This window comes from Streptomyces sp. NPDC048636 (assembly GCF_040650655.1).
GTDB lineage: Bacteria > Actinomycetota > Actinomycetes > Streptomycetales > Streptomycetaceae > Streptomyces.
This window is the reverse complement of record NZ_JBEZHR010000016.1, coordinates 23,785-44,435: the sequence shown is the minus strand read 5'-3', so window position 1 is coordinate 44,435 and position 20,651 is coordinate 23,785. Positions and strand designations below refer to the sequence as shown.

The 20,651-nt window shown below is 73.5% G+C and carries 20 protein-coding genes; 13 read left to right on the top strand and 7 right to left on the bottom strand.

The genetic code is table 11. The features are described from left to right. Positions 1-98: 98 nt before the first annotated feature. The 4 genes from glpK to AB0C66_RS30870 all read right to left on the bottom strand — a co-directional run bounded on the left by glpK (position 99) and on the right by AB0C66_RS30870 (position 5,989). A complete protein-coding gene (gene glpK, locus AB0C66_RS30885) occupies positions 99-1,616 on the bottom strand; it encodes a glycerol kinase GlpK (protein WP_362445957.1) in 1,518 nt (505 codons plus the stop codon). A gap of 36 nt (positions 1,617-1,652) precedes the next feature. Continuing rightward, the gene (locus AB0C66_RS30880) at positions 1,653-2,501 is read right to left on the bottom strand and encodes an MIP/aquaporin family protein (protein WP_362445954.1); all 849 of its coding nucleotides are present in this window, start codon (positions 2,499-2,501) and stop codon (positions 1,653-1,655) included. Positions 2,502-2,602: 101 nt separating this feature from the next. Next, entirely contained in the window at positions 2,603-4,990 is a 2,388-nt protein-coding gene (locus tag AB0C66_RS30875; protein WP_362445951.1) for a phosphoketolase family protein, read from the bottom strand. Between the two features lie 117 nt (positions 4,991-5,107). Continuing rightward, complete coding sequence (locus tag AB0C66_RS30870) at positions 5,108-5,989, bottom strand: universal stress protein (RefSeq protein ID WP_362445949.1); 882 nt, start codon at positions 5,987-5,989, stop codon at positions 5,108-5,110. Between the two features lie 214 nt (positions 5,990-6,203). On the opposite strand from AB0C66_RS30870, the gene AB0C66_RS30865 reads away from it, so the two are divergent. The 9 genes from AB0C66_RS30865 (at position 6,204) to AB0C66_RS30825 (ending at position 14,319) form a co-directional block, all read left to right on the top strand. Continuing rightward, positions 6,204-6,875: a CBS domain-containing protein gene (locus tag AB0C66_RS30865; RefSeq protein WP_362445946.1), complete on the top strand. Its 672-nt coding sequence runs from the start codon at positions 6,204-6,206 to the stop codon at positions 6,873-6,875. Beyond that, on the top strand, positions 6,872-7,774 hold the full coding sequence (locus tag AB0C66_RS30860) for a universal stress protein (protein ID WP_362445943.1): 903 nt from the start codon (positions 6,872-6,874) through the stop codon (positions 7,772-7,774). Before AB0C66_RS30865 ends, AB0C66_RS30860 begins: the two co-directional genes overlap by 4 nt. 385 nt (positions 7,775-8,159) lie before the next feature. Further along, positions 8,160-8,507 (top strand): hypothetical protein, encoded by a 348-nt coding sequence (locus tag AB0C66_RS30855; RefSeq protein WP_362445942.1) that lies wholly within the window; start codon positions 8,160-8,162, stop codon positions 8,505-8,507. 229 nt (positions 8,508-8,736) lie between these two features. After that, positions 8,737-9,591 (top strand): universal stress protein, encoded by an 855-nt coding sequence (locus AB0C66_RS30850; protein ID WP_362445939.1) that lies wholly within the window; start codon positions 8,737-8,739, stop codon positions 9,589-9,591. A 28-nt stretch (positions 9,592-9,619) separates the two neighbouring features. Continuing rightward, positions 9,620-10,687: an alcohol dehydrogenase catalytic domain-containing protein gene (locus AB0C66_RS30845; RefSeq protein ID WP_362445936.1), complete on the top strand. Its 1,068-nt coding sequence runs from the start codon at positions 9,620-9,622 to the stop codon at positions 10,685-10,687. 73 nt (positions 10,688-10,760) lie between these two features. After that, complete coding sequence (locus AB0C66_RS30840) at positions 10,761-11,606, top strand: universal stress protein (RefSeq protein ID WP_362445933.1); 846 nt, start codon at positions 10,761-10,763, stop codon at positions 11,604-11,606. 67 nt (positions 11,607-11,673) lie between these two features. Next, positions 11,674-13,101: a nicotinate phosphoribosyltransferase gene (locus tag AB0C66_RS30835; protein WP_362445930.1), complete on the top strand. Its 1,428-nt coding sequence runs from the start codon at positions 11,674-11,676 to the stop codon at positions 13,099-13,101. Between the two features lie 61 nt (positions 13,102-13,162). Further along, entirely contained in the window at positions 13,163-13,621 is a 459-nt protein-coding gene (locus AB0C66_RS30830; protein ID WP_362445927.1) for a cyclic nucleotide-binding domain-containing protein, read from the top strand. Between the two features lie 32 nt (positions 13,622-13,653). Then, a complete protein-coding gene (locus AB0C66_RS30825; RefSeq protein WP_362445924.1) occupies positions 13,654-14,319 on the top strand; it encodes a CBS domain-containing protein in 666 nt (221 codons plus the stop codon). A 45-nt stretch (positions 14,320-14,364) separates the two neighbouring features. Here AB0C66_RS30825 and AB0C66_RS30820 read toward each other — a convergent pair whose 3' ends face one another. After that, positions 14,365-14,943, bottom strand: coding sequence for a hypothetical protein (locus tag AB0C66_RS30820; protein ID WP_362445921.1), 579 nt, complete (start codon positions 14,941-14,943; stop codon positions 14,365-14,367). Positions 14,944-15,181: 238 nt separating this feature from the next. Here AB0C66_RS30820 and AB0C66_RS30815 point away from each other — a divergent pair, with 238 nt between their 5' ends. Then, positions 15,182-15,925, top strand: a complete 744-nt coding sequence (locus tag AB0C66_RS30815) for a response regulator transcription factor (RefSeq protein ID WP_362445918.1) — start codon at positions 15,182-15,184, stop codon at positions 15,923-15,925. A gap of 136 nt (positions 15,926-16,061) precedes the next feature. Then, the gene (locus AB0C66_RS30810) at positions 16,062-17,060 is read left to right on the top strand and encodes a hypothetical protein (RefSeq protein WP_362445915.1); all 999 of its coding nucleotides are present in this window, start codon (positions 16,062-16,064) and stop codon (positions 17,058-17,060) included. 26 nt (positions 17,061-17,086) lie between these two features. Here the strand turns inward: AB0C66_RS30810 and AB0C66_RS30805 are convergent, their stop codons facing one another. Further along, entirely contained in the window at positions 17,087-18,799 is a 1,713-nt protein-coding gene (locus tag AB0C66_RS30805) for a GAF domain-containing protein (RefSeq protein ID WP_362445912.1), read from the bottom strand. A gap of 60 nt (positions 18,800-18,859) precedes the next feature. Next, the gene (locus tag AB0C66_RS30800) at positions 18,860-19,387 is read right to left on the bottom strand and encodes an NUDIX domain-containing protein (RefSeq protein WP_362445910.1); all 528 of its coding nucleotides are present in this window, start codon (positions 19,385-19,387) and stop codon (positions 18,860-18,862) included. Positions 19,388-19,579: 192 nt separating this feature from the next. Here AB0C66_RS30800 and AB0C66_RS30795 point away from each other — a divergent pair, with 192 nt between their 5' ends. Both AB0C66_RS30795 and AB0C66_RS30790 read left to right on the top strand, forming a co-directional pair. Further along, positions 19,580-20,077 (top strand): DUF2267 domain-containing protein, encoded by a 498-nt coding sequence (locus AB0C66_RS30795; RefSeq protein ID WP_362445907.1) that lies wholly within the window; start codon positions 19,580-19,582, stop codon positions 20,075-20,077. Positions 20,078-20,110: 33 nt separating this feature from the next. Further along, positions 20,111-20,635 carry a GNAT family N-acetyltransferase gene (locus AB0C66_RS30790; protein WP_362445904.1) on the top strand — a complete coding sequence of 175 codons (525 nt, stop codon included), beginning with the start codon at positions 20,111-20,113 and terminating at the stop codon, positions 20,633-20,635. Positions 20,636-20,651 lie beyond the last annotated feature (16 nt).

Genomic DNA, 20,651 nt, shown 5'->3' with positions numbered 1-20,651 from the left:
ACACTTCACCGCCGGGTACGTTCCCAGGTAACCGCCGTCCGGCGGGAGCCGCAACCGCGCGCCGGACCGGCAGACCCGGCCCGCCACATCTCGGCCCTCTAGGACACCTTCACCCAGTCCAGGGTGCGCTGCACGGCCTTCTTCCAGCCCGCGTAGCCCTCCTCGCGCCGCTCGGCGCTCCACTCCGGCTCCCAGCGCCTGGACTCGCTCCAGTGGGAGCGCAGCTCATCGGTGTCCCGCCAGAAACCGGTGGCGAGACCGGCGGCGTAGGCGGCGCCCAGCGCGGTGGTCTCGGCCACCACCGGGCGGCTGACCGGCACCCCGAGCACATCGGCCTGGATCTGCATGCACAGCTCGTTCTCGGTGACACCGCCGTCCACCCGGAGCACATCGAGGTGGATTCCGGCGTCCTTCTCCATGGCCTCCACCACATCGCGGCTCTGGTAGCAGATGGCCTCCAGAGTGGCGCGGGCCAGATGGGCGTTGGTGTTGTAGCGGGTGAGGCCGACGATCGCGCCACGGGCGTCGGAGCGCCAGTACGGGGCGAACAGACCGGAGAACGCGGGCACGAAGTACACCCCGCCGTGGTCCTCGACGGTACGGGCCAGCCGCTCGCTGCCCGCGGCATCCTCGATGATCTTCAGCTGGTCGCGCAGCCACTGCACGGCCGAGCCGGTCACCGCGATGGAGCCCTCCAGGGCGTACACGGCCGGGCTGCCGTCGAACTGGTACGCCACCGTGGTGAGCAGTCCGCTGGTCGAACGGACCAGCTCCGCACCGGTGTTGAGGACCAGGAAGTTGCCGGTGCCGTAGGTGTTCTTGGCCTCGCCGGGGTTGAAGCACACCTGGCCGACGGTGGCCGCGTGCTGGTCGCCGAGGACACCGGTGATGGGGGTCGCGGTGCGCAGCGGGCGGCTGGTGCGGGCCTGGCCGTACGCCTCGGCATGGGACGAGGGGTTGATCGTCGGCAGCATGGCCCGTGGGATGCCGAAGATCTCCAGCAGTTCGTCGTCCCAGTCCAGCGTCTCCAGGTTCATCAGCATGGTGCGGCTGGCGTTGGTGACGTCGGTGGCGTGGATCCCGCCGCCGGGGCCGCCGGTGAGGTTCCACAGCACCCAGGCGTCGGTGTTGCCGAAGAGCGCGTGGCCGCGTTCGGCCGCCTCGCGGACGCCCTCGACATTGTCCAGAATCCACTTGATCTTGCCGCCGGAGAAGTAGGTGGCGGGCGGCAGTCCGGCCTTGCGGCGGATCACCTCGCCGTGGCCGTCCCGTTCGAGGGCGGCGGCGATGGTGTCGGTGCGGGTGTCCTGCCACACGATGGCGTTGTAGTACGGCTGGCCGTTGCGCGGATCCCAGATGACGGTGGTCTCGCGCTGGTTGGTGATGCCGATGGCGGCCAGGTCGGAGGGGGAGAGCCCGCCGGTGCGGATGGCGTTCTGCATCACGGAGTTGGTGCGTTCCCAGATCTCCACCGGGTCGTGTTCGACCCATCCCGAGCGCGGCAGGATCTGCCGGTGCTCCAGCTGGTACTTCGCCACCTCGCCGCCGTCGTGGTCGAAGATCATGAAGCGGGAACTGGTGGTCCCCTGGTCCACCGCTCCGACGAATTCCGGCATCCTTCGGCCGCCTCTCGTGGATGGGTCCGGCCCGGCTCAGCTCTCGGGGGCGGGAGTGCGTCCCACTTCCTGCTGTCCGGCGACCGGGAGGAAGCGGCTGATCAGGAGCTTGTACAGGGCCGCGCCGACCAGTCCGCCGATCAGCGGTCCGACGATGGGCACCCAGAAGTAGAGATTCCCGTACTGGTCCCGCCACGCGGTGTCGTATCCGGTGAGATAGCTGGCCAGCCGGGGGCCGAAGTCACGGGCCGGGTTGATGGCGTATCCGGCGTCCGCGCCCCACGCCATGCCGATCGCGACCACGATGAGGCCGATGATGAACGGCCCCAGGTTGGCCTGCGGGGGCGAGTTCAGCAGATCGGTGACGGCGAAGATGAGCAGCACCAGGATGGCGGTGCCGATGATCTGGTCGCGCAGCGCTCCCCATTCGCTCACCGGCAGCGAGCCGTTGCCCGGGAGGGTGGAGAACACGAACTGGGTCTTGAAGGTGTGCTTGGGGTCGGCGCCCGCCAGCACCTCGGTGTAGTTCCAGCGCACCAGCAGGGCGGCGACGAACGCACCGAGCGTCTGGGCCAGCATGTAGGGCGCCACCTTGCTCCAGGGGAAGCCCTTGAAGGCCGCGAGGGAGAGGGTGACCGCGGGGTTGATATGCGCACCGCTGAGCCGTGCGGCGACATACACGCCCAAGGTGACACCGAGCCCCCAGGCCCAGGCGATGGAGTCGTGGTCGCCGAGCGCGCCCGGTGGCTTGGTGAGGGCGCCACCCGCCACCACCTGTGCCACCACACCGCATCCGAAGAGGATGAGCACCATCGTCCCGGCGAACTCCGCGGAGAGTTCACCGATGATTCCCGTGCGCCGGCCCTGACTCTTCTCCTCCGTCATGGGCCCATGGTGTGCGTGGCGCGGCCGGAACGGCCTGTCCTGCTGGGCCGTACGGGGCACGGGGGCACCGGCCACGGCTTCCGGTGCCCCCGCGCGGTGGCTCAGCCGCTCCAGGACCACTCCGCCACTTCGGGCATATCGGTGCCGTGTTCGCGGATCCACGCGTGGTGGCGGGTGCGCGCGTCCTGCATCCGCTGGCGTACGGCGGCGGCGCGCACCGCGAGGCCCGGGGTGCGGTCGATGACGTCCATCACCAGCCGGTAGCGGTCCAGGTCGTTGCGGACGACCATGTCGAAGGGTGTGGTGGTGGTGCCCGTCTCCAGATAGCCGCGCACATGCAGCCCCGGGTGGACGGCCCTGCGGTAGGCCAGCCGGTGCACCAGCCATGGATAGCCGTGGTAGGCGAAGATGACGGGCCGGTCGCGGGTGAAGAGGGCGTCGAACTCGGCGTCCGGCATGCCGTGCGGATGCTCCTTCTGGGGCAGCAGCCGGGTCATGTCGACGACGTTGACGACCCGCACCGACACATCGGGCAGATGGCGGCGGAGAATCCCGGCCGCCGCCAGGACCTCCTGGGTGGGGACGTCGCCCGCGGCGGCCAGCACCACATCGGGTTCGCCGGTGCCGTTCTCGGTGCCCGCCCAGTCCCAGCTGCCGGCACCGCGGGCGCAGTGGGCGCGGGCCTGCTCGAGGTCGAGCCAGTCGAAGCACGGCTGTTTGCCCGCGACCACGACGTTCACGTAGTCCCGGCTGCGGAGCACATGGTCCGCCACACAGAGCAGGGTGTTGGTGTCCGGCGGCAGATAGACCCGCACCACCTCGGGGCTCTTGTTGAGCACATGGTCCACGAAACCGGGGTCCTGGTGCGAGAAGCCGTTGTGGTCCTGCCGCCAGACATGGGAGGTCAGCAGGTAGTTGAGGGAGGCCACCGGGCGCCGCCACGGCAGCGCGCGGGACACCTTCAGCCATTTGATGTGCTGGTTCACCATGGAGTCGACGATGTGCACGAACGCCTCGTAACAGGAGAACAGCCCGTGCCGTCCGGTGAGCAGATAGCCCTCCAACCAGCCCTGGCAGACGTGTTCGGAGAGGATCTCCATCACCCGGCCGTGGCTGCTCAGGTGCTCATCGGTGCCGAGGGTCCGCTCCTGCCACGCCTTTCCGGTGGCCCGGAACAGGGCCTGGAGCCGGTTGGAGGCGGTCTCGTCGGGGCCGACGACCCGGAAGTCACGGCGGTCGCCGGTGTCCTCCATGACCCGCTCCAGCAGGTCGCCGAGGACCCGGGTGGGCTCGTGCAGGGTCAGCCCGGGCTTCTCGACGGGGACCGCGTACCGCTCCAGGTCGGGCACCGGCAGATCACGCACCAGCAGTCCGCCGTTGGCGTGCGGATTGGCGCCCAGCCGCCGCTGCCCCCGGGGCACACACGCCAGCACCTCCGGCCGGGGCCGCCCGTCCTCGTCGAAGAGCTCCTCGGGCCGGTAGGAGCGCAGCCACCGCTCCAGCTGCCGCAGATGCTGCGGGTTCTCCCGTACGCCCGGCAGCGGGACCTGGTGGGAGCGCCAGGTGGCCTCCACCGGCACCCCGTCGACCTCGGCGGGGCCGGTCCAGCCCTTGGGGGTGCGCAGCACGATCACCGGCCAGCGGGGACGTTCGCCGACGCCCTCCTCGCGGGCGGTGCGCTGGAGCAGGGCGATCCGGTCGAGCGCCTCGTCCATGGCCCGGGCGAGGTCCCGGTGGACCTGATGCGGTTCGTCGCCGGACACCTGGATCGGCTCATGGCCGTATCCGCGCAGCAGCTCCTCGAGTTCGGGCCCGGGGAGGCGGGCGAGCACCGTGGGGTTGGCGATCTTGTAGCCGTTGAGGTGGAGGATGGGCAGCACGGCGCCGTCGTGGACCGGGTCGAGGAACTTGTTCGCGTGCCAGGAGCCGGCCAGTGGTCCGGTCTCCGCCTCGCCGTCGCCGATGACGCAGGCGACGAGGAGGCCGGGGTTGTCCAGGGCCGCGCCATAGGCGTGGGCGAGCGAGTAGCCGAGCTCACCGCCCTCGTGGATGGAGCCGGGGGTCTCGGGAGCCACATGGCTGGGCACTCCGCCGGGGAAGGAGAACTGGCGGAACAGGCGCGCCATACCCGCCTCGTCCCGGCTGACGTCGGGGTAGACCTCGGAGTAGCTGCCGTCCAGCCATGAGCCCGCGAGCACCGCGGGACCGCCGTGGCCGGGGCCCCATACGCAGATGGCGTCCAGGTCGCGGGCGCTGATGACCCGGTTGAGGTGGGTGTGGACGAGGTTGAGCCCGGGTGAGGTGCCCCAGTGACCCAGCAGCCGGGGCTTGATGTGGTCGGGGCGCAGCGGCTCCGTCAGCAGCGGGTTCGCCAGCAGATAGATCTGGCCGGCCGCGAGATAGTTCGCGGCCCGCCAGTGGGCGTCCAGGGCGTGGAGTTCGGCGTCGGGGAGCCCGCTCGTCGCCGTGGTCGGTGCGTCGTCCGGCATGGACCTCTCCCTCGTGGTGTCCGGCTCGCGGATGTACGGATGGGTACCCGTCGTCGGACCGCGGCGCGGCCCGCGGCCCGGTGTGCCCGTTCCGTTCCCTTCCATGCCCGCGCGGCGTCATGTCCGCTCGGGGACGACCACCACCGGACACGGGGCGTGGTGCAGCGCCGTGTGGGCGACCCGGCCGAGCTGGAGCCCCGCGAAGTGACCGTGGTGCCTGCGGGCGCCGACCACCAGCAGATCGGCGGTGGCCGCCGCGTGCAGCAGCACCTTGCGGGCCGGTCCCTCGACGGTCTCGCGGCGGACCACGACCTTGGGGTGGTCCCGCTCGGGGACCCGCAGCGCGTCGTCGAGGGCGCGCTCGGCGCGGGCCCAGTGGGCGCGCACCGGATCGCCGTAGATCATCAGGTCGTCCGTGATCTCCCCGGCCGGGCAGCGCCAGGCCCGTACGGCGGCCAGTTCCCGGCCGCCCGCCTCGGCCTCGTGGAAGGCGTACCGCAGGGCGGGCGACGCCTCTCCGGAGGGCTCGGCCACTCCGAGCACGATCCGGCCGAAGGAGCCGCGTCGGTTGGGCGTCCCGCCCCGTACGACGGTGACCGGGCAGGGGGCGCGGGCGGCGACCGTCAGGGCGACCGACCCCAGGAGCAGTCCGGACAGTTCGCCCCGTCCGCGCGCTCCGGTGACCACACCGGACGCCTCCTGGCCCGCGCGCAGCAGCAGGGACACCGGGTCCTCCGGCAGCACCTCGGCGGAGAGCTTCACATCGGGGCCGCGCCGCCGCGCGCGCTCGGCCGCGGCCTCGGTGATCTGGTCGGCCATGACCCGGTCCCAGGGGCGGTCCGGGTCGGTGGCGGGCCGCATGCCCTCGTAGCGCTCCCACAGGGAGCCGTGCACCAGGCGCAGCGGCACCCGGTGCCGGGCCGCGGCGTCCACCGCCCAGTCCACGGCGTTGAGGCTGGACTGTGAGCCGTCGACACCCACGACCAGGGGGAGCGCCATCGTTCCCACCGCCCTTCGCAGTGGTGGTCTTCGCCGTCCGTCGCCCCCACCCTGCCGCCGTCCGGCCCCGGGCGCGAGGGGCGATTCGGCCCCGCCGGGGGTCGTTCGGCCCAGACGCCAGGGGCGGGCCGGTCGGCCCCGGGCGGACCCCGGGCAGCCCAAGAAGGGGCAGGGGGTGGCGTCGGAGGCTGGAGGCAGCGTCCGGGGAGGCAGGATGAAGCACCGCAAGATCGGCAATGTGATGACCGACGATGTCGTCCGCGTGGGCCACGCGGCCTCGTTCGAGGAGGTCAGCCTGGCGCTGGCGCGGCACCGCATCAACGGCGTGCCGGTCGTGGACGAGGACGACAAGGTCGTCGGTGTGATCACCGGTACCGATCTCAGCGAGCTGACGGGCAGCCAGGGGGACGGCCATCCGAGCGGCGGACGGGCCGACCGGGTGCCGCGGCAGCCGCCCGACGGACGCACCGCCCGGCAGCTGATGTCACGGCCCGCCGTGACCGTGCACCCTCAGGACACCATCGTGGACGCCGCGCGCTCGATGGCCCGCCACCGCGTGGAACGGCTCCCCGTCGTGGACGAGGAGGACCGGCTGATCGGCATCGTCACCCGCCGTGATCTGCTGCGGGTCTTCCTGCGCCCGGACGCGGAGATCCGCGCCGAGGTGATCGACGAGGTGCTGGTGCGCTCGCTGTGGCTGCTGCCGCACACCGTCACGGTCACCGTGACCGACGGGGTGGTGCGGCTGGAGGGAGAGCTCGACCGGCACAGCGAGATCCCCATCGCGGTGCGGATGGCCGGACAGGTGGACGGAGTGGTGGCGGTGGTCGACCGGCTCACCTACCGCCTCGACGACTCCCGCGGCCAGGGGGGTGCCGCGTCATGACGGTTCCCGGCAGGGCGGCCCAGGACGGCCGGGTCGTGGTGGGCCTCGATGGCTCGGACAGCGCCTGGAACGCGCTGGACCGCGCGGTCGCCGAGGCCCGGCGGCGCGATGCCACGCTGGAGATCGTGCACGCCTGGCCGTGGGCCCGTACCGATCCGCTCGCCTTCGACATGGACAGCGAACCCCAGCGGCCCCCGGTCGAGGTCGCCCGCACGGTGCTGCGGCTGGCCGTGGCGCGGGCCTCCGAGAAGGACCCCGAACTGCGGATCGTGCCGACGCTCACCGCGCAGGACGCGGTGCCGGAGCTGCTGCGCATCGGGCAGGGTGCCTCGCTGATCGTCATCGGGACGCGCGGCCTGGGGGGCTTCACCGGTCTGCTGCTGGGCTCGGTCGGACTCCGGCTGGCCGCCCACACCCACCGTCCGCTGCTGGTGGTACGCGGCGATGTCCCCGCCGCGTACGGGCCCGAGGGCCACGGCAGGGTGCTGGTCGGGATCGAGGGCGGCGCGGACGAGGCGGCGGCCCGGTTCGCCTTCGAGGAGGCGATCCGGCGCGGGGCACGGCTGCGCGTGCTGTACGCCTGGACGCAGGCCCGCGCCTTCGTCGGCGACCACACCCTGCCCTCGCGCGAGGTCGGGGCCCTGCGCGCGGAGCGCGCGCAGGAGGAGACGTACCGCGTGGTGGCCGGGCTGCGCGAGGAGTTCGGTGAGGTGGGCGTCCGCGAGGACACGGTGCACAGCGCTCCCGCGGAGTCCCTGGTGGAGGCGTCGCGGGCGGCGGACGTCCTGGTCCTGGCCGTCCACCGGCGCACCGCCCGCCTGGGCCTCCAACTCGGCCCCGTCACCCACGCGGTCCTCCACCACGCCCACTGCCCGGTGGTCCTGGTCCCGGTCGGCTGACGGGACGGCGGGCCCACGGCGGCGGGCGTCGCGCCCGCCGACGACACCGCGAGCGCCGTGTTCGTACACCCGCTGTGGCCGGCCCGCGTCCGCGCGAGCCGGCGGGATGCGGTGGCGGCGTGCGTGAGCCGACGGCTCGGCGCCGCCTCCCGGTGCGTCCGGGTCGCGGTGGCCACGCCGGTTCCCATGGTGCCGGGGCCCCGCCCCGCGACCCTCCGCCGAGGTCCCGGCCACCGCGCCGGAGCCGTCGTATCCGGGGCACACCACCGGGAACGACGGGCAGCGGGCCCCACCCCACGGCCCTCCGCCGGGGTCCGGACCCCGGCCCGGCTCAACACCTCCGGGGGCGGCACCCCGCATGTGGCGGACGCGCGGGGCTCCCCCGGTGGCGCCCGCCGCCCAGGCCACCGTCCCGGCGCACCGCCCGGCCGCGCACCATCCCACCGAGCCCCGGACCTCCGCCGCGTACGCACTGCCGGGCGACCGCGCCTACCCCGAGGCGATCACCGCCGATCCGCGCACCGGAACCCTCTACGCCGGGTCGTACGCCGACGGCACGGTCTACCGGACGACCGGGCGGGTGGGTCGCGGTGGCGGCACGGGGTGGATGGGCCGGTTGTCCTGGGGGCGGCCCGGGGGCGGGACCGGTCGGCCCTGGCGCATGGCGGCCGGACGTGGTGCCCTGGAAGTGGCACCGGGGGCATCCAGCAGACGCGGAGAAGCGGACCGGTGAACCGCCGCTGATGTGTGTCACCGACGACCGCGCACCGCGCAATCAGGGCCCGCGAGAAGCGGGCGGCCCCCGGCGCCGCGGAGGTGCCACGGGGCGGGGGCCGCCGGACGGCCCCGCCGCCCCGTCGCCACACCGCTCAGCGAGGACATCTTCCGGCGGGTGTCCCGGGGCCGATGGCCCCGGTGAGCCCGGACGGCCGCTCCCCCGCCACGCCGGAGAGGAGGCAGCGATGGTGCGCCCCGTCACCGCGGGACTGGACGGATCACCCGAGAGCCTGGCCGCCGCCGACTGGGCCGCGCACGAGGCGATGCTGCGCGACGCTCCGCTGCGGCTGGTCAACGCCTGGCCGGGCCCCGAGCAGTTGGATCTGACCCCGGGCCACGAGGCCGCCTGGCACTACTGGGCCGAGCGCGCACTGCGTTCGGCGCGGGCCGAACTGGACGCCGAACACCCGGAGATGCCGATCCTGACCGACCAGATATCCGGCCGTCCCGGACCCGTGCTGCTGGCCGAGGCCGAGCGGGCCGAACTGCTGGTGGTGGGGTCCCGCTCGCTCGGGGCCGTCGCCGGTTTCTTCCTGGGCTCCGTCGGGCTGGAACTGGCCGCCCGCGCCGCCGCACCCGTCGTCCTGGTGCGGGCCGACACACCGGACACCCGGGGCGCCGATGTGGTGGCGGGGGTGGATGCGCGGGGGTCGTGTGACGACGTCCTGGAGTTCGCGTTCGACGCCGCCGCCCGGCGCGCCACGGGGCTGCTGTGCGTGTACGCGAGCAGGATCCCGGCCATCCGGGGTTCCGCGCCGTGGGTGGTGGACGTCGGGCTGACCGACGCCCGCGAGGAGGCGGAGCGCGCACTGGGCGCGGCGCTGGCCCCGTGGCGGGACAAGTACGCCGAGGTGCGAGTCGTCGAGGAGATCGCGTCGGACAGCCCGGCCCGGCGGCTGGTGGCCGCCGCGGAAGGAGCGGCGCTGCTGGTCGTGGGGCGCGGTCCGGGCCGGTCGGGCCTCGGGCCAAGGCTGGGGCCCGTGGCCCAGGCCGTGGCGCACCACGCCGCCTGTCCGGTCGCCGTCGTACCCCAGAGCTGACCAGAGCGGGAACGGAGAGGAAACGGCCATGAAAGCACTCGTCTTCCACGGGCCGGGGCGGTCCTCCTGGGAGGAGGTGCCCGACCCCGACCTCGAGGAGATCACGGACGCGATCGTACGGATCGACACGGTCACCATCTGTGGCACCGATCTGCACATCCTGAACGGCGACGTACCGGATGTCAGGCCCGGTACGGTCCTCGGCCACGAGGCCGTGGGCGAGGTGGTGGAGACCGGCGAGGACGTACGGAGCGTACGGCCCGGGGACCGGGTGCTGATCTCGTGCATCTCGGCGTGCGGCCACTGCCGGTTCTGCCGGGAGCGGGCGTACGGGCAGTGCCGCGGGGGCGGCGGCTGGATCCTGGGGCGCTCGATCAACGGCACACAGGCGGAGTACGTCCGGGTGCCGTTCGCCGATCTGTCGGTGCATCCACTGCCCGGCTCCGCCGAGGGACATGACGCGGTGCTGCTGGCGGACATCTTCCCGACCGCCTACGAGGTGGGGATCCTCAACGGCCGGGTGGGGCCCGGGGATACGGTCGCGGTGGTGGGGGCCGGGCCGATCGGGCTGGCCGCCATCGCCACCGCGGAGTTCTTCTCCCCCGGCCGGATCATCGCCGTCGACTTCCCCGGCGCACGGCTGGACGCCGCCAAGCGGGTCGGCGCCGACGCGGTGGCCGCCGCGGACGAGGACCCCGAGCGGCTGGTCGACGACCTCACCGAGGGGCTGGGCGCCGATGTGGTGATCGAGGCGGTGGGCACCCCGCAGAGCTTCGAGACCTGCACCCGCATGGTGCGGCCCGGTGGCCGGATCGCCAATGTCGGGGTGCACGCCAGGCCGGCCACCCTGCATCTGGAAGAGCTGTGGATCAAGAACGTGACGATCACCACCGGGCTGGTCGACACCTACTCCACACCCACGCTGCTGTCCATGCTGGCCGCCGGGCGGCTGCCCGCGGCCATGCTCATCACCCATCTCTTCGAACTGGACCAGATGGAGGAGGCGTACGACGTCTTCTCGCGGGCCACCGACACCGGTGCCATCAAGATCGCGCTCGGGGGCCCCGCCAGGCCCCTGGCGACCCGGGAGGGGTGAGCGGTGCTGCCCAGAGCGGCGGCTCCGCGCACACGACGGAACACCACAGAGGAAACACATGGAGGTGACGGTTGTGCGACCGCCCATCACCGTCGGCATCGACGGCTTTCCCGAGAGCCCGCCCGCCGCGCACTGGGCCGCACGCGAGGCGCTGCTGCGCGGTCTGCCGCTGCGGCTCGTCCACGCCTGGATCCTGCTCGGGCCCACGGACTCGGATGTGCCGCCCGAGGGGGACATCCCCCGCGCGAACGACCGGAACTACTGGGCGCGGCGGCTGCTGAGCGACACGGTGGGCGAGTTGCGCGAGGCCCATCCAGGGCTGAACGTCACCGCCGAGCTGGTGCCGCGGGAGACGGTGCCCGCGCTGCTGACCGCGGGCCGCGACGCCGAGATGCTGGTGCTCGGTTCACGCGGCCGCGGCACCCTCGGCGGCTTTCTGCTCGGCTCCACCGGTCGGCAGATCCTGGCGCACGGCGCAGGGCCGATGGTGCTGGTGCACGCGGACGACGGCGGCCGGAGCGCGGAGGTGACGGTGGGCCCGGGGCCGCGACGGACGTCCGGCGGGGCGCCCGGGTTCGCGTCCGACGAGGTGCTCGGGTTCGCCTTCGACGCGGCCGCGAGGCGCGGCGGTTCGCTGCGCGCGGTGTTCGCGGGCGGCCGGCGGGCGGACCCCGCGGCCAGGGCCGCGCTCGACGCGGCGCTGCGGCCGTGGCAGGAGAAGTACCCGGGGGTGCCGGTGGCCGAGGACATCACCTCGGAGCGTCCGGGTCCCGGCGTGGTGCGCGCCGCCGCGGGCTCCGGACTGCTGGTGCTGGGCCGCGGCGGCGCCGGGCACGGTGGCGCAGCGCGGCTGGGGGCCGTGCTCCACGCCGCCGTGCACCATGCGCCATGTCCGGTGGCGGTGGTGCCGTGCGGCTGACGCGGACGGCGGGCGCCGGGCGGTTCGCCGCGGTCGAGGACCGGTGAGGACGAGGGAGAGCACGACGATGTCGAACGCGATGACCACGGACCTCTACGAGGCGACGATGGCCCTGTCCTACCTGCGGGAGGACATGACCGCACCGGCCACGTTCGACCTGTACATCCGCGACCTGCCACCCGAGCGCGGCTTCCTGGTCGCCGCGGGGCTGGAACCGGCGCTGGACTATCTGTCCGGCTTCCGGGTCGGGCCGGAGGACGTCGAGGCGTTCGCCACCGCGCTGCACCGCCCCGCGGCCGAGCTGGAACCCCTGCTGGGCCTGGGGTTCGAGGGTGAGGTGCGGGCGGTGCCCGAGGGCCGGATCGTACTGGCCGGGGAACCGCTGCTGGAGCTGACGGCGCCCCTGCCACAGGCCCAGCTGGTGGAGACGTATCTGCTGGCGCAGCTCAGCCACCAGACCACCATCGCCTCCAAGGCGGTGCGGTGTGTGCTGGCCGCCGGGGACCATCCGGTGCTGGACTTCTCGCTGCGCCGCACCCACGGTCCGCAGGCCGGGATGCAGGCGGCCCGGCTGGGCGCGATGGCCGGGTTCGCGGGCACCAGCAACGTGGCGGCGGCACACGCGTACGGGCTGGCCGCCAGCGGCACCATGGCGCATGCGTACATCGAGGCGTTCCCGGACGAGGAGACCGCGTTCCGCGCGTTCGCCCGCGGCCACCCGGGTCCGGTGACCTACCTGGTGGACACCTACGACACCCTGACGGGCGTGGCCACCGCCGCCCGGGTACTGCGCGAACTGGGCCTGGGCGCCGGTTCCGCCATCCGGCTGGACAGCGGTGACCTCGGCGCGCTCGCGGGGCGGGCACGCCGGATCCTCGACGAGGCGGGGCTGGCGCAGGTACGGATCGTGGCCAGTGGCGGTCTGGACGAGTACGCCGTGGAGGAGCTGGTGGGTGCCGGGGCGCCGATCGACGTGTTCGCGGTGGGCACCCGGGTCGGGGTCTCGGCCGACTCGGCGTATCTCGACTCCGCGTACAAGCTGGTCGCCTACGACGGGCGGCCGGTGATGAAGCTGTCGTCGGCGAAGGCCACGGCGCCCGGTGCCAAGCAGGTGTGGCGGCGGCCCGGCTTCGCCGATGTGATCGGCGAGCGGGACGAACCGCCGCCGCGCGGTGGCAGCCCGCTGCTGGAGACGGTGATGCGGGACGGGCGCCGGACCGGGGAGCCCGACACGCTGGCACGGGCGCGTGAGCGCCTCACCGCCGATCTGGCCGGACTTCCGCCCCAGGCCCGCCGGATCCGGGAACCCCTGCCACCGCGTCCGGCCACCTCACCGCCACTGGCCCGGCTCGCGGGCCGGGTGCGCCACCGCCTCGAGCACCGGATCGCTGCGAAGCACCAGGCCGAACGGCCGGGCCCCGGAGCCGAGCGGACCGGGTCGGGGGCCGCTCGGCCCCTGCCTCAGCCGGGTGGCGCGCCCGCACGATGGAGATGACGGCGTCGGCGGCGCCGATGCCCGCCACCCGTGACCCGTGCACCTGTGGAAGGGGCCCTCCATGATCACCAGAAACGGGGTGGTGGCAGCCGTACCGCCGGACCACCGCGACCAGTTCGTCCGTCTCGCCCACGAGGTGTCCTTTCCGATGGGCACCCGCATCTTCGAGGAAGGGGGCCTGGCCGACCGCTTCTGGATCCTCAGCAGTGGAGGGGTGGCCCTCGATGTGCATGTGCCGGGACGCCGGGCACCCATCGTGGACACGCTGGGCCCCGGCGATCTGCTGGGCTGGTCATGGTTGATCCCGCCGTGCCGGTGGCATCTGGGCGCGGAGGCCGTCAGCCCGGTGCGGGCCGAGGAGTTCGACGCGGCCACGGTGCGGGCGCTGTGCCGGGAGGATCCGGTGCTGGGCAGCGCCCTGTCCGCGTATGTGGCGGGTGTGGTGGGGCGCCGTCTGCGGTCGACCCGCAGCCGGCTGCTGGACCTCTATGGACCCTTCAGCGGCGCTTTCGAGGGCTGATGCGACGGCTGGGGGCTGAACGGAGGAAGACCGTGCGACGGAGCGCGCAGATCGTCAGCGATGTGATGACGCATACGGTGGTGGCCGTCGGCCGTGAGGCACCGTTCAAGGAGATCGTCAGAACGCTGGAGCAGTGGCGGGTCAGCGCACTGCCGGTGCTGGAGGGCGAGGGCAGGGTCGTCGGTGTGGTCTCCGAGGCCGATCTGCTGCCCAAGGAGGAGTTCCGCGACAGCGATCCGTCCCGGCCGGCGCAGCTGCGCGATCTGCCGGAGATGGCCAAGGCGGGCGCGGTGTCCGCGGAGGAGCTGATGACCTCCCCGGCCATCACGGTGCACGCGAGCGCCACGCTGGCGGAGGCGGCGCGCGTCATGACGCACACACGCGTCAAACGGCTGCCGGTGGTCGACCACGAAGGCCGTCTGGAGGGCATCGTCAGCCGTGCCGACCTGCTGAAGGTCTTCCTGCGGCCGGACGAGGAGATCGAGGAGGAGGTGCGCCGCGAGGTGGTGGCCCACCTCTTCCCGGGCCCGGTGCAGACGGTCCGGGTCAGCGTCGACGAAGGCGTGGTCACCCTCACCGGGCGGATCAGGGACGCCGTTCTGGTACCGGCGGCGGCCCGGCTGATCCGGGCGGTCGAGGGCGTGGTGGACTTCGACAACCAGCTGACGACGGCTCCGCCCGCGGCACAGCGGTCGTAGCGCGTCCGCACGCGTTGCTTCCCCCGCGGCGCCCGGTCAGGCCGGTCAGAGGTGGCGGCTCCAGCGCGGCTCGACCTCGGCCCAGGCACGCTCCCACTCCCGGGCCCTGCCCCGGTCCAGCCGCCACCGCAGCACACCGCGCCCGGCCAGCGCCACCGCGGCCACTCCGGCCGCCGCCGACGCACCGGCCAGCGAGGCACGGGTCGCGACCTGCTCCTCGGTGGGCGGAGCGGGGACGAGCCTGCCGCGGCCGTCGACCCACACCGGTGTGGTCGCACCGGCCCGCCGCCCCTCGTGCACCAGGGCGGAGCCGGTCTGCACCGCGCCGTCGGGAGCGGTCCACCGCACCGGGGTGCGCACCTGGTCGGTGTCGGTGCCATCGCCCGTGGGCGGTACGGCGGGGGCGCGCTCCAGCAGCACCGCGGGCACCCGGTAGCGCTCGGCGCGCTCCTGGCGCAGCACCTCGTCCACGGCGCTGCCCGCGACCACACCGGCGGCCGGGCCGCCGATCACCATCACGGCGGTGGTCACCAGCACGGCCCACGCCTCGGCCACGTCGGAGCGGCGCCTGAGCGGACTGCGCCGCCAGCGCCACAGCCACCGCCCCCGCACTTTCGTGCCCATGCCGTGACCGTCGCACGCGCGAAGGCCCGGCACGAGGGCCGGGCAGCCCCCTGTACCGGGGACCTTTCGGTCCCCTCGTCGCCCCGCGGGGGCCCGTTCGGCCCTGGTACGGCCCCGCCGGATGCGCCAGGATCGCCAACGAGAGGGCCGAGCGGGACCACGAGCCCATCGAGCGGAACCACGAGCCGGTGGACACCGGCACAACGGGCGGACACGGACCAGCGGTGCGAGGAGCGCCATGACCGAGACGCGGGAATCCCCGCCGACACCAGGCCCCACCAGCCCCATCAGGGTGTTTCTGCTCGACGACCATGAGGTGGTCCGGCGCGGTCTGCACGACCTGCTGGACGCCGAACCGGACATCGAGGTGGTCGGGGACGCCGGAACCGTTGACCACGCGCTCGCGCGGGGCCCGGCGCTCCGGCCGGACGTGGCCATCCTGGACGTCCGGCTGCCGGACGGGGACGGGATCACGGTCTGCCGTGAGCTTCGCTCCCGGATGCCGGGGCTGGCCTGTCTGATGCTCACCTCGTTCGACGACGACGACGCCCTGCTGGACGCGATCATGGCCGGGGCCGCGGGGTATGTCCTCAAGCAGATCAAGGGCTCCGACCTGGTCTCCGCGGTCCGCACGGTCGCCTCCGGGCAGTCGATGCTCGACCCGGCGACCACCGCCCGGCTGATGAGCACGCTGCGCGGGGACAGCAGCCCGCAGGAGCCGAAGGACGAGGTGCTGGGCGGGCTCTCACCACGCGAACGGGAGATCCTGGCGCTGATCGGCGAGGGGCTGACCAACCGGCAGATCGGCAAACGGCTCTTCCTCTCCGAGAAGACGGTGAAGAACCACATCTCCCGGCTGCTGGCCAAGCTGGGCGTCGAGCGCCGCATCCAGGCAGCGGTGCTGGCGACCCACTCCTCCCCCGCCGCCTCCGATGAGCACACGGCTGACCACGCGGCGCGCTCCGCGCCCCCTGCGCCGTAAGGCGCCCCACGGATGGAGGCCGACGCGTACCGACCGGTCCCTCCCCCGGGACCAACGGCCCCTGCCCCCTCCGCTTTCCCGAGCCGCACGCTGACCGCGCGGGGAGCCTCCCGCGCCCACCGGCGAGGAGAAGACCATGCAGCCCGCAGCACTCGACGCGGCGATCCTGGAGAAACTCATCTCCGCGGCCGTGGCCGCCCCGTCGACGCACCACACCCAGCCGTGGCGCTACCGGCTGAACCCCGACACCGTCACCCTGGAGGTCCGGGCGGCTCCGGAGCGCGCCCTGCGCCAGGCCGACCCGATGGGCCGGGGCATGAGCGTCTCCGCCGGTGCGGCGGTGTTCAATCTCCGCGTCGCGGTGGCCCACTTCGGCTGGGAACCGGTGGTCCGGCTGCTGCCGCAGCGCTCCCAGCCGGATCTGCTGGCCACGGTGCGGCTGGCCGCCTCGCCCCGCGGACGGGCGCATCCGGCGCATGACGAGCTGTACGACGTGATCTGGCGGCGGCACAGCAGCCGACTGCCCTTCTCGGGCCGCCGGCTCCCCCGTCGGCTGGTGTACCAGCTCTCCGACGCCGCCCACGAGGACGGGGCGACGCTGTATCTCGCGGGCCCGGAGGAGACGTCCCACCTGCTGCGGCTGACCGCCGAGGCGGAGCAGCGCGGCACCCATGACCCGCGGCGGGCCGCGGAGAGCCGGGAGTGGGTGCGCGACACCGGCCCGTACGGGATCCCGCCCGCGGCCATCGGCCCGCAGCACACCGGGGGACGGCTGCCGCAGCGGGACTTCCGCGCCGCCGGTGCGGTCGGACAGCAGCCCACGGCGCTGTTCGAGAGCCGTCCCTCGATCGCGGTGCTGACCACCGGCCACGACCGGCGGGCGGACTGGCTACGGGCCGGGCAGGCCCTGGAGCATGTCCTGCTGCTGGCGGCCTCGCGCGCGGTACGGGCCTCCCTGCTGCACCAGGCGCTGGAGTGGTCGGACCTGCGGTGGGCGCTGAGCGACGGCCGCCGGGTGCCCGGCCATGTGCAGATGCTGATCCGGCTCGGCTACGGGCCGACCGGCCCGGCCGGCCCGCGCAGCGGAGTCCATGACGTGCTGGACGGCGACCCGGGCGATCTGGCGAGGCGCTGAGACCGGGGCCGACGGTCGCCGACGGCTCAGGGACCGCGCAGCGGTACACGCCACACCAGCCGGGTGCCACCGCCCGACGGCACCTCGATGGCCAGCCCACCGCCGTACTTCTCGGCGCGCTCCGCCAGATTGCGCAGTCCGCTGCGCCGCCCGTCCTCCGGGATGCCGACCCCGTTGTCGGTGACGGCCAGGGTCAGCCGCCCGGCGGCCACGACGAGCGAGATCTCCGCGGCGTCCGCCTCCGCGTGCCGGGCGGTGTTCGACAGCGCCTCGCCGAGCACCGCGACCATGTCGTCCGCGACCGGACGTGGCACATCGGTGTCGACCAGGCCCTCGGTGCGCAGCGAGGGGGTGAAGCCGAGCGCGGGCACGGCCTCCTCGATGGTCTTGGCGGTGCGGACGCGCAGCCCCTGGACGGCGGGACCCCCCTCATGGGACCGCAGCCCGAAGATGGTCGAGCGAATGATCTTGATGGTGTCATCGAGGTCGTCCACCACCCGCAGCAGCCGTTCGGAGCCCTCGGGGTGCTGGACGAAGCGCAGTGTGCTCTGGAGGGTCATCCCCGCGGCGAACAGCCGCTGGATGGCCAGGTCGTGCAGATCGCGGGCGATCCGGTCCCGGTCCTCCAGCAGGGCGAGCTGTTCGGCGTCACGGCGCCGCTCGGCCAGTTTCATGGCGATCGCCGCCTGGCCCGCGAAGCCGAGCAGGGTGTCCGTCTCGATCTGGGTGAAGGGGGCGCTGTGCACCGCACGGGCCAGCGACAGCACACCGCCCACGCCATCGCTGGTGCGCATCGGCACCGCGACGGCGGGGCCGAGCCCCTCCCAGCGCTGGGGGCCCACCGTGATCCGCGGATCGTTCTTGACGTCGGTGCTGGTGACCGGCTCGGAGGCGGTGAAGGCGGCCCCGGCGAAGGTGCCCCGGCAGGGCAGCACCAGACCGCGATGGGCCTCGGCGTCGATGCCCGACGCGAGCGCGACCTGAAGATCGCCGCTTTCGGTGACGGGCAGCATCAGCACACCGAGATCGGCGGCGAGGATCCGGCGGGCGTGGTCGACGATCAGCTCCAGGACCCTGGTCTCGTCCACACCGGACAGCAGGCTGTTGGTGACCTCCGCGTTCGCCTCCAGCCAGTGCTGGCGGTGCCGGGCCTCCTCGTACAGCCGGGCGTTCTCGATGGCCACGCCCGCCGCCACGGCCAGGGTGGACAGCACCGTCTCGTCCTCGCCGTCGAACTCCTTCCCACCGCGCTTCTCGGTCAGATAGAGATTGCCGAAAACCTCGTCCCGCACCCGGATCGGCACCCCCAGGAACGAGTGCATCGGCGGATGGCCCGGCGGGAAGCCGTACGAGGCGGGGTGCTCGGAGAGCTCGGCGATCCGCAGCGGCTCGGGGTGGCGGATCAGCTCGCCGAGGATGCCGTGGCCGGACGGCAGCTCCCCGATCGCCTCATAGCGCTCCTTGTCGACGCCCACCGGCAGGAACTCCGCGAGCCGCTGGCCCTCGCCGATGACGCCGAGCGCCCCGTACTCGGCGTCCACCAGGATCACCGCCGCCTCCACGATCCGCCGCAGCACATGGGACAGATCCAGCTCACGGCCGACCGAGAGCACGGCTTCCAGCAGGCTGTGCACCCGGTCCTGGGTGCCGCGCACCGCGTCGATGCGGACCTGCAACTCCTCCAGCAGCTCGTCCAGCCGCAGGCGGGGCAGGTACTCCGAACTCCTCGCGCTCTCCATGCCCACCGTGCCTCCGTCGGCTTCAGCGCGCGCGGCGCGGCATCCCCACGGTCTTCCCCTTCACGGTAGCGGCGCCCCGTCGAGCAGCGCGTCGAGCCGGTCGAGGAAGAGCTCCTGCTTGGCCACGATCTTCGTACGGGCCCGTTCCGGATCCAGCCACTCCACCCGGTCGATCTCGGGGAACTCCCGCATCCGGCCGGATCTCCGGGGCCACTCCATGGTGAAGGTGCCGGGGGTGACCTCGGCCGGGTCGAGATCGCCCGCCAGGGCCCAGACGGTCACCAGCTTGCCGCCGGTCTGCCGGACCGAGCCGAGCGGCAGCAGCTCACCGTGGGGCGGCGGCAGACCGAGCTCCTCCTCGAACTCCCGGCGCGCGGCGGCCTCGGGGGTCTCCTCCTCGGTGTACTCGCCCTTGGGCACGGACCACGCGCGCTCGTCCTTGGCGGCCCAGAACGGGCCTCCCATATGGCCGAGCAGCACCTCGAGGGCCGGTCCCGCGCCGCGGAACAGCAGGATTCCGGCGCTGCGCTTCTCGGTGCGCCGTACGGTGCTCTTCTCCGCGCGCTTCTCCGTGCTCTTCTCCGTCACAGTGCCCAGTGTGCGGCCGGAGCGGCCGCGCCGCGCCCCGTTCGGCCGCCGATCGCCGTCCGGGAGCCGGTCCGGGAGGGCCGGTCCGGGAGGGCCGGTCCGCCGATCCGGGCCGGGCCGGACGCTTCGGGGCGGTGGTGCTGGGCACCCGGCTCGAGGAGCGGCCGCCGACCCAGGGAGCGCTGATCCACGATGCGCTACGAAGAACTGACCGACCAGGTCCGGGCGCGGGCCGGGCTGCCGGACCGGCGGTCGGCCGAGCGGGCCGTCCAGGCGACGCTCGAAACCCTCGCCGAGCGGATCCCCGGGGGTCTCGCGGACCATCTGGCGGCCCAGCTTCCGGTCCGGGCGGCGGAGCCGATGCGCCGGGTGGCCGCCTCGTACCCGGGCTCCGCCGAGGAGCGGGCGTACCGGCGCGACCACGGGGAGCGGTTCGACCTCACCGGTTTCGCGGGCCGGATCGCCTGGCGCACCGAGCACACCGAGGAGGAGGCGCTGCGCGAGGCGAGCGCCTTCTTCGAGGTGCTGGACGCCGCGGTGGACCCGGAGCTGATGGAGAAGGTGTACGGGGTGCTGCCGAGTGATATCCGCGCACTGCTCCCGGAGGCGCGGGCGGTACTCGACGACCGCGCCGAGGAGACCGGGGGCGACCGCGGGGGCGCCGGATCGGCGGACCTCGAAACTCAGTGATCATTCCGACCCGTCCCGGCGTACCGTGCTGCCATGCCCGAACTCCAGCGCCTCCGACGCGATCACGCCGCGGCCCTGCTCGCCTTCGAGCGGGAGAACCGCGCCTACTTCGCGCAGACGATCTCCGACCGCGGTGACGACTACTTCACCGACTTCGACGCCCGGCACACCGAGTTGCTCGCCGAACAGGACGCCGGGCTCCACCACTTCCATCTGATCGTGGACGCCGACGGCGAGGTGCTGGGGCGGGTCAACCTGGTCGGCGTGGCCGACGGCACGGCCGAGCTGGGGTACCGGATCGCCGAGCGGGCCGCCCGTCAGGGCCTCGCCACCAGCGCGGTCCGGCAGGTCTGCGTCCTGGCGGCCACCGCGTACGGCCTGACCGTGCTGCGCGCCGAGACCACGCTCGACAACGCGGGCTCACGCGCCGTCCTGGCCCGCACCGGCTTCGTCCCCACCGGGGAGGAGGTCACCCCGGGCGGTCGGCCCGGGCTGGCGTACGTACGCGATCTGACCGACGTCCGGGAGGCGGCGGCCCGGGAGACGGGTGCTCCGTAGCGCACCGCCTCCCACC

Bases quoted from the DNA above. Each gene is read 5' to 3' on its own strand.
- AB0C66_RS30860 (WP_362445943.1), top strand. From the start codon at position 6,872: ATGACGGTTCCCGGCAGGGCGGCCCAGGACGGCCGGGTCGTGGTGGGC.
- AB0C66_RS30795 (WP_362445907.1), top strand. From the start codon at position 19,580: ATGCGCTACGAAGAACTGACCGACCAGGTCCGGGCGCGGGCCGGGCTG.
- AB0C66_RS30820 (WP_362445921.1), bottom strand. From the start codon at position 14,943: ATGGGCACGAAAGTGCGGGGGCGGTGGCTGTGGCGCTGGCGGCGCAGT.
- AB0C66_RS30865 (WP_362445946.1), top strand. From the start codon at position 6,204: ATGAAGCACCGCAAGATCGGCAATGTGATGACCGACGATGTCGTCCGC.
- AB0C66_RS30815 (WP_362445918.1), top strand. From the start codon at position 15,182: ATGACCGAGACGCGGGAATCCCCGCCGACACCAGGCCCCACCAGCCCC.
- AB0C66_RS30805 (WP_362445912.1), bottom strand. From the start codon at position 18,799: ATGGAGAGCGCGAGGAGTTCGGAGTACCTGCCCCGCCTGCGGCTGGAC.
- AB0C66_RS30810 (WP_362445915.1), top strand. From the start codon at position 16,062: ATGCAGCCCGCAGCACTCGACGCGGCGATCCTGGAGAAACTCATCTCC.
- AB0C66_RS30790 (WP_362445904.1), top strand. From the start codon at position 20,111: ATGCCCGAACTCCAGCGCCTCCGACGCGATCACGCCGCGGCCCTGCTC.
- AB0C66_RS30835 (WP_362445930.1), top strand. From the start codon at position 11,674: ATGTCGAACGCGATGACCACGGACCTCTACGAGGCGACGATGGCCCTG.
- AB0C66_RS30850 (WP_362445939.1), top strand. From the start codon at position 8,737: ATGGTGCGCCCCGTCACCGCGGGACTGGACGGATCACCCGAGAGCCTG.
- AB0C66_RS30830 (WP_362445927.1), top strand. From the start codon at position 13,163: ATGATCACCAGAAACGGGGTGGTGGCAGCCGTACCGCCGGACCACCGC.
- AB0C66_RS30880 (WP_362445954.1), bottom strand. From the start codon at position 2,501: ATGACGGAGGAGAAGAGTCAGGGCCGGCGCACGGGAATCATCGGTGAA.
- AB0C66_RS30875 (WP_362445951.1), bottom strand. From the start codon at position 4,990: ATGCCGGACGACGCACCGACCACGGCGACGAGCGGGCTCCCCGACGCC.
- AB0C66_RS30870 (WP_362445949.1), bottom strand. From the start codon at position 5,989: ATGGCGCTCCCCCTGGTCGTGGGTGTCGACGGCTCACAGTCCAGCCTC.
- AB0C66_RS30845 (WP_362445936.1), top strand. From the start codon at position 9,620: ATGAAAGCACTCGTCTTCCACGGGCCGGGGCGGTCCTCCTGGGAGGAG.
- glpK (WP_362445957.1), bottom strand. From the start codon at position 1,616: ATGCCGGAATTCGTCGGAGCGGTGGACCAGGGGACCACCAGTTCCCGC.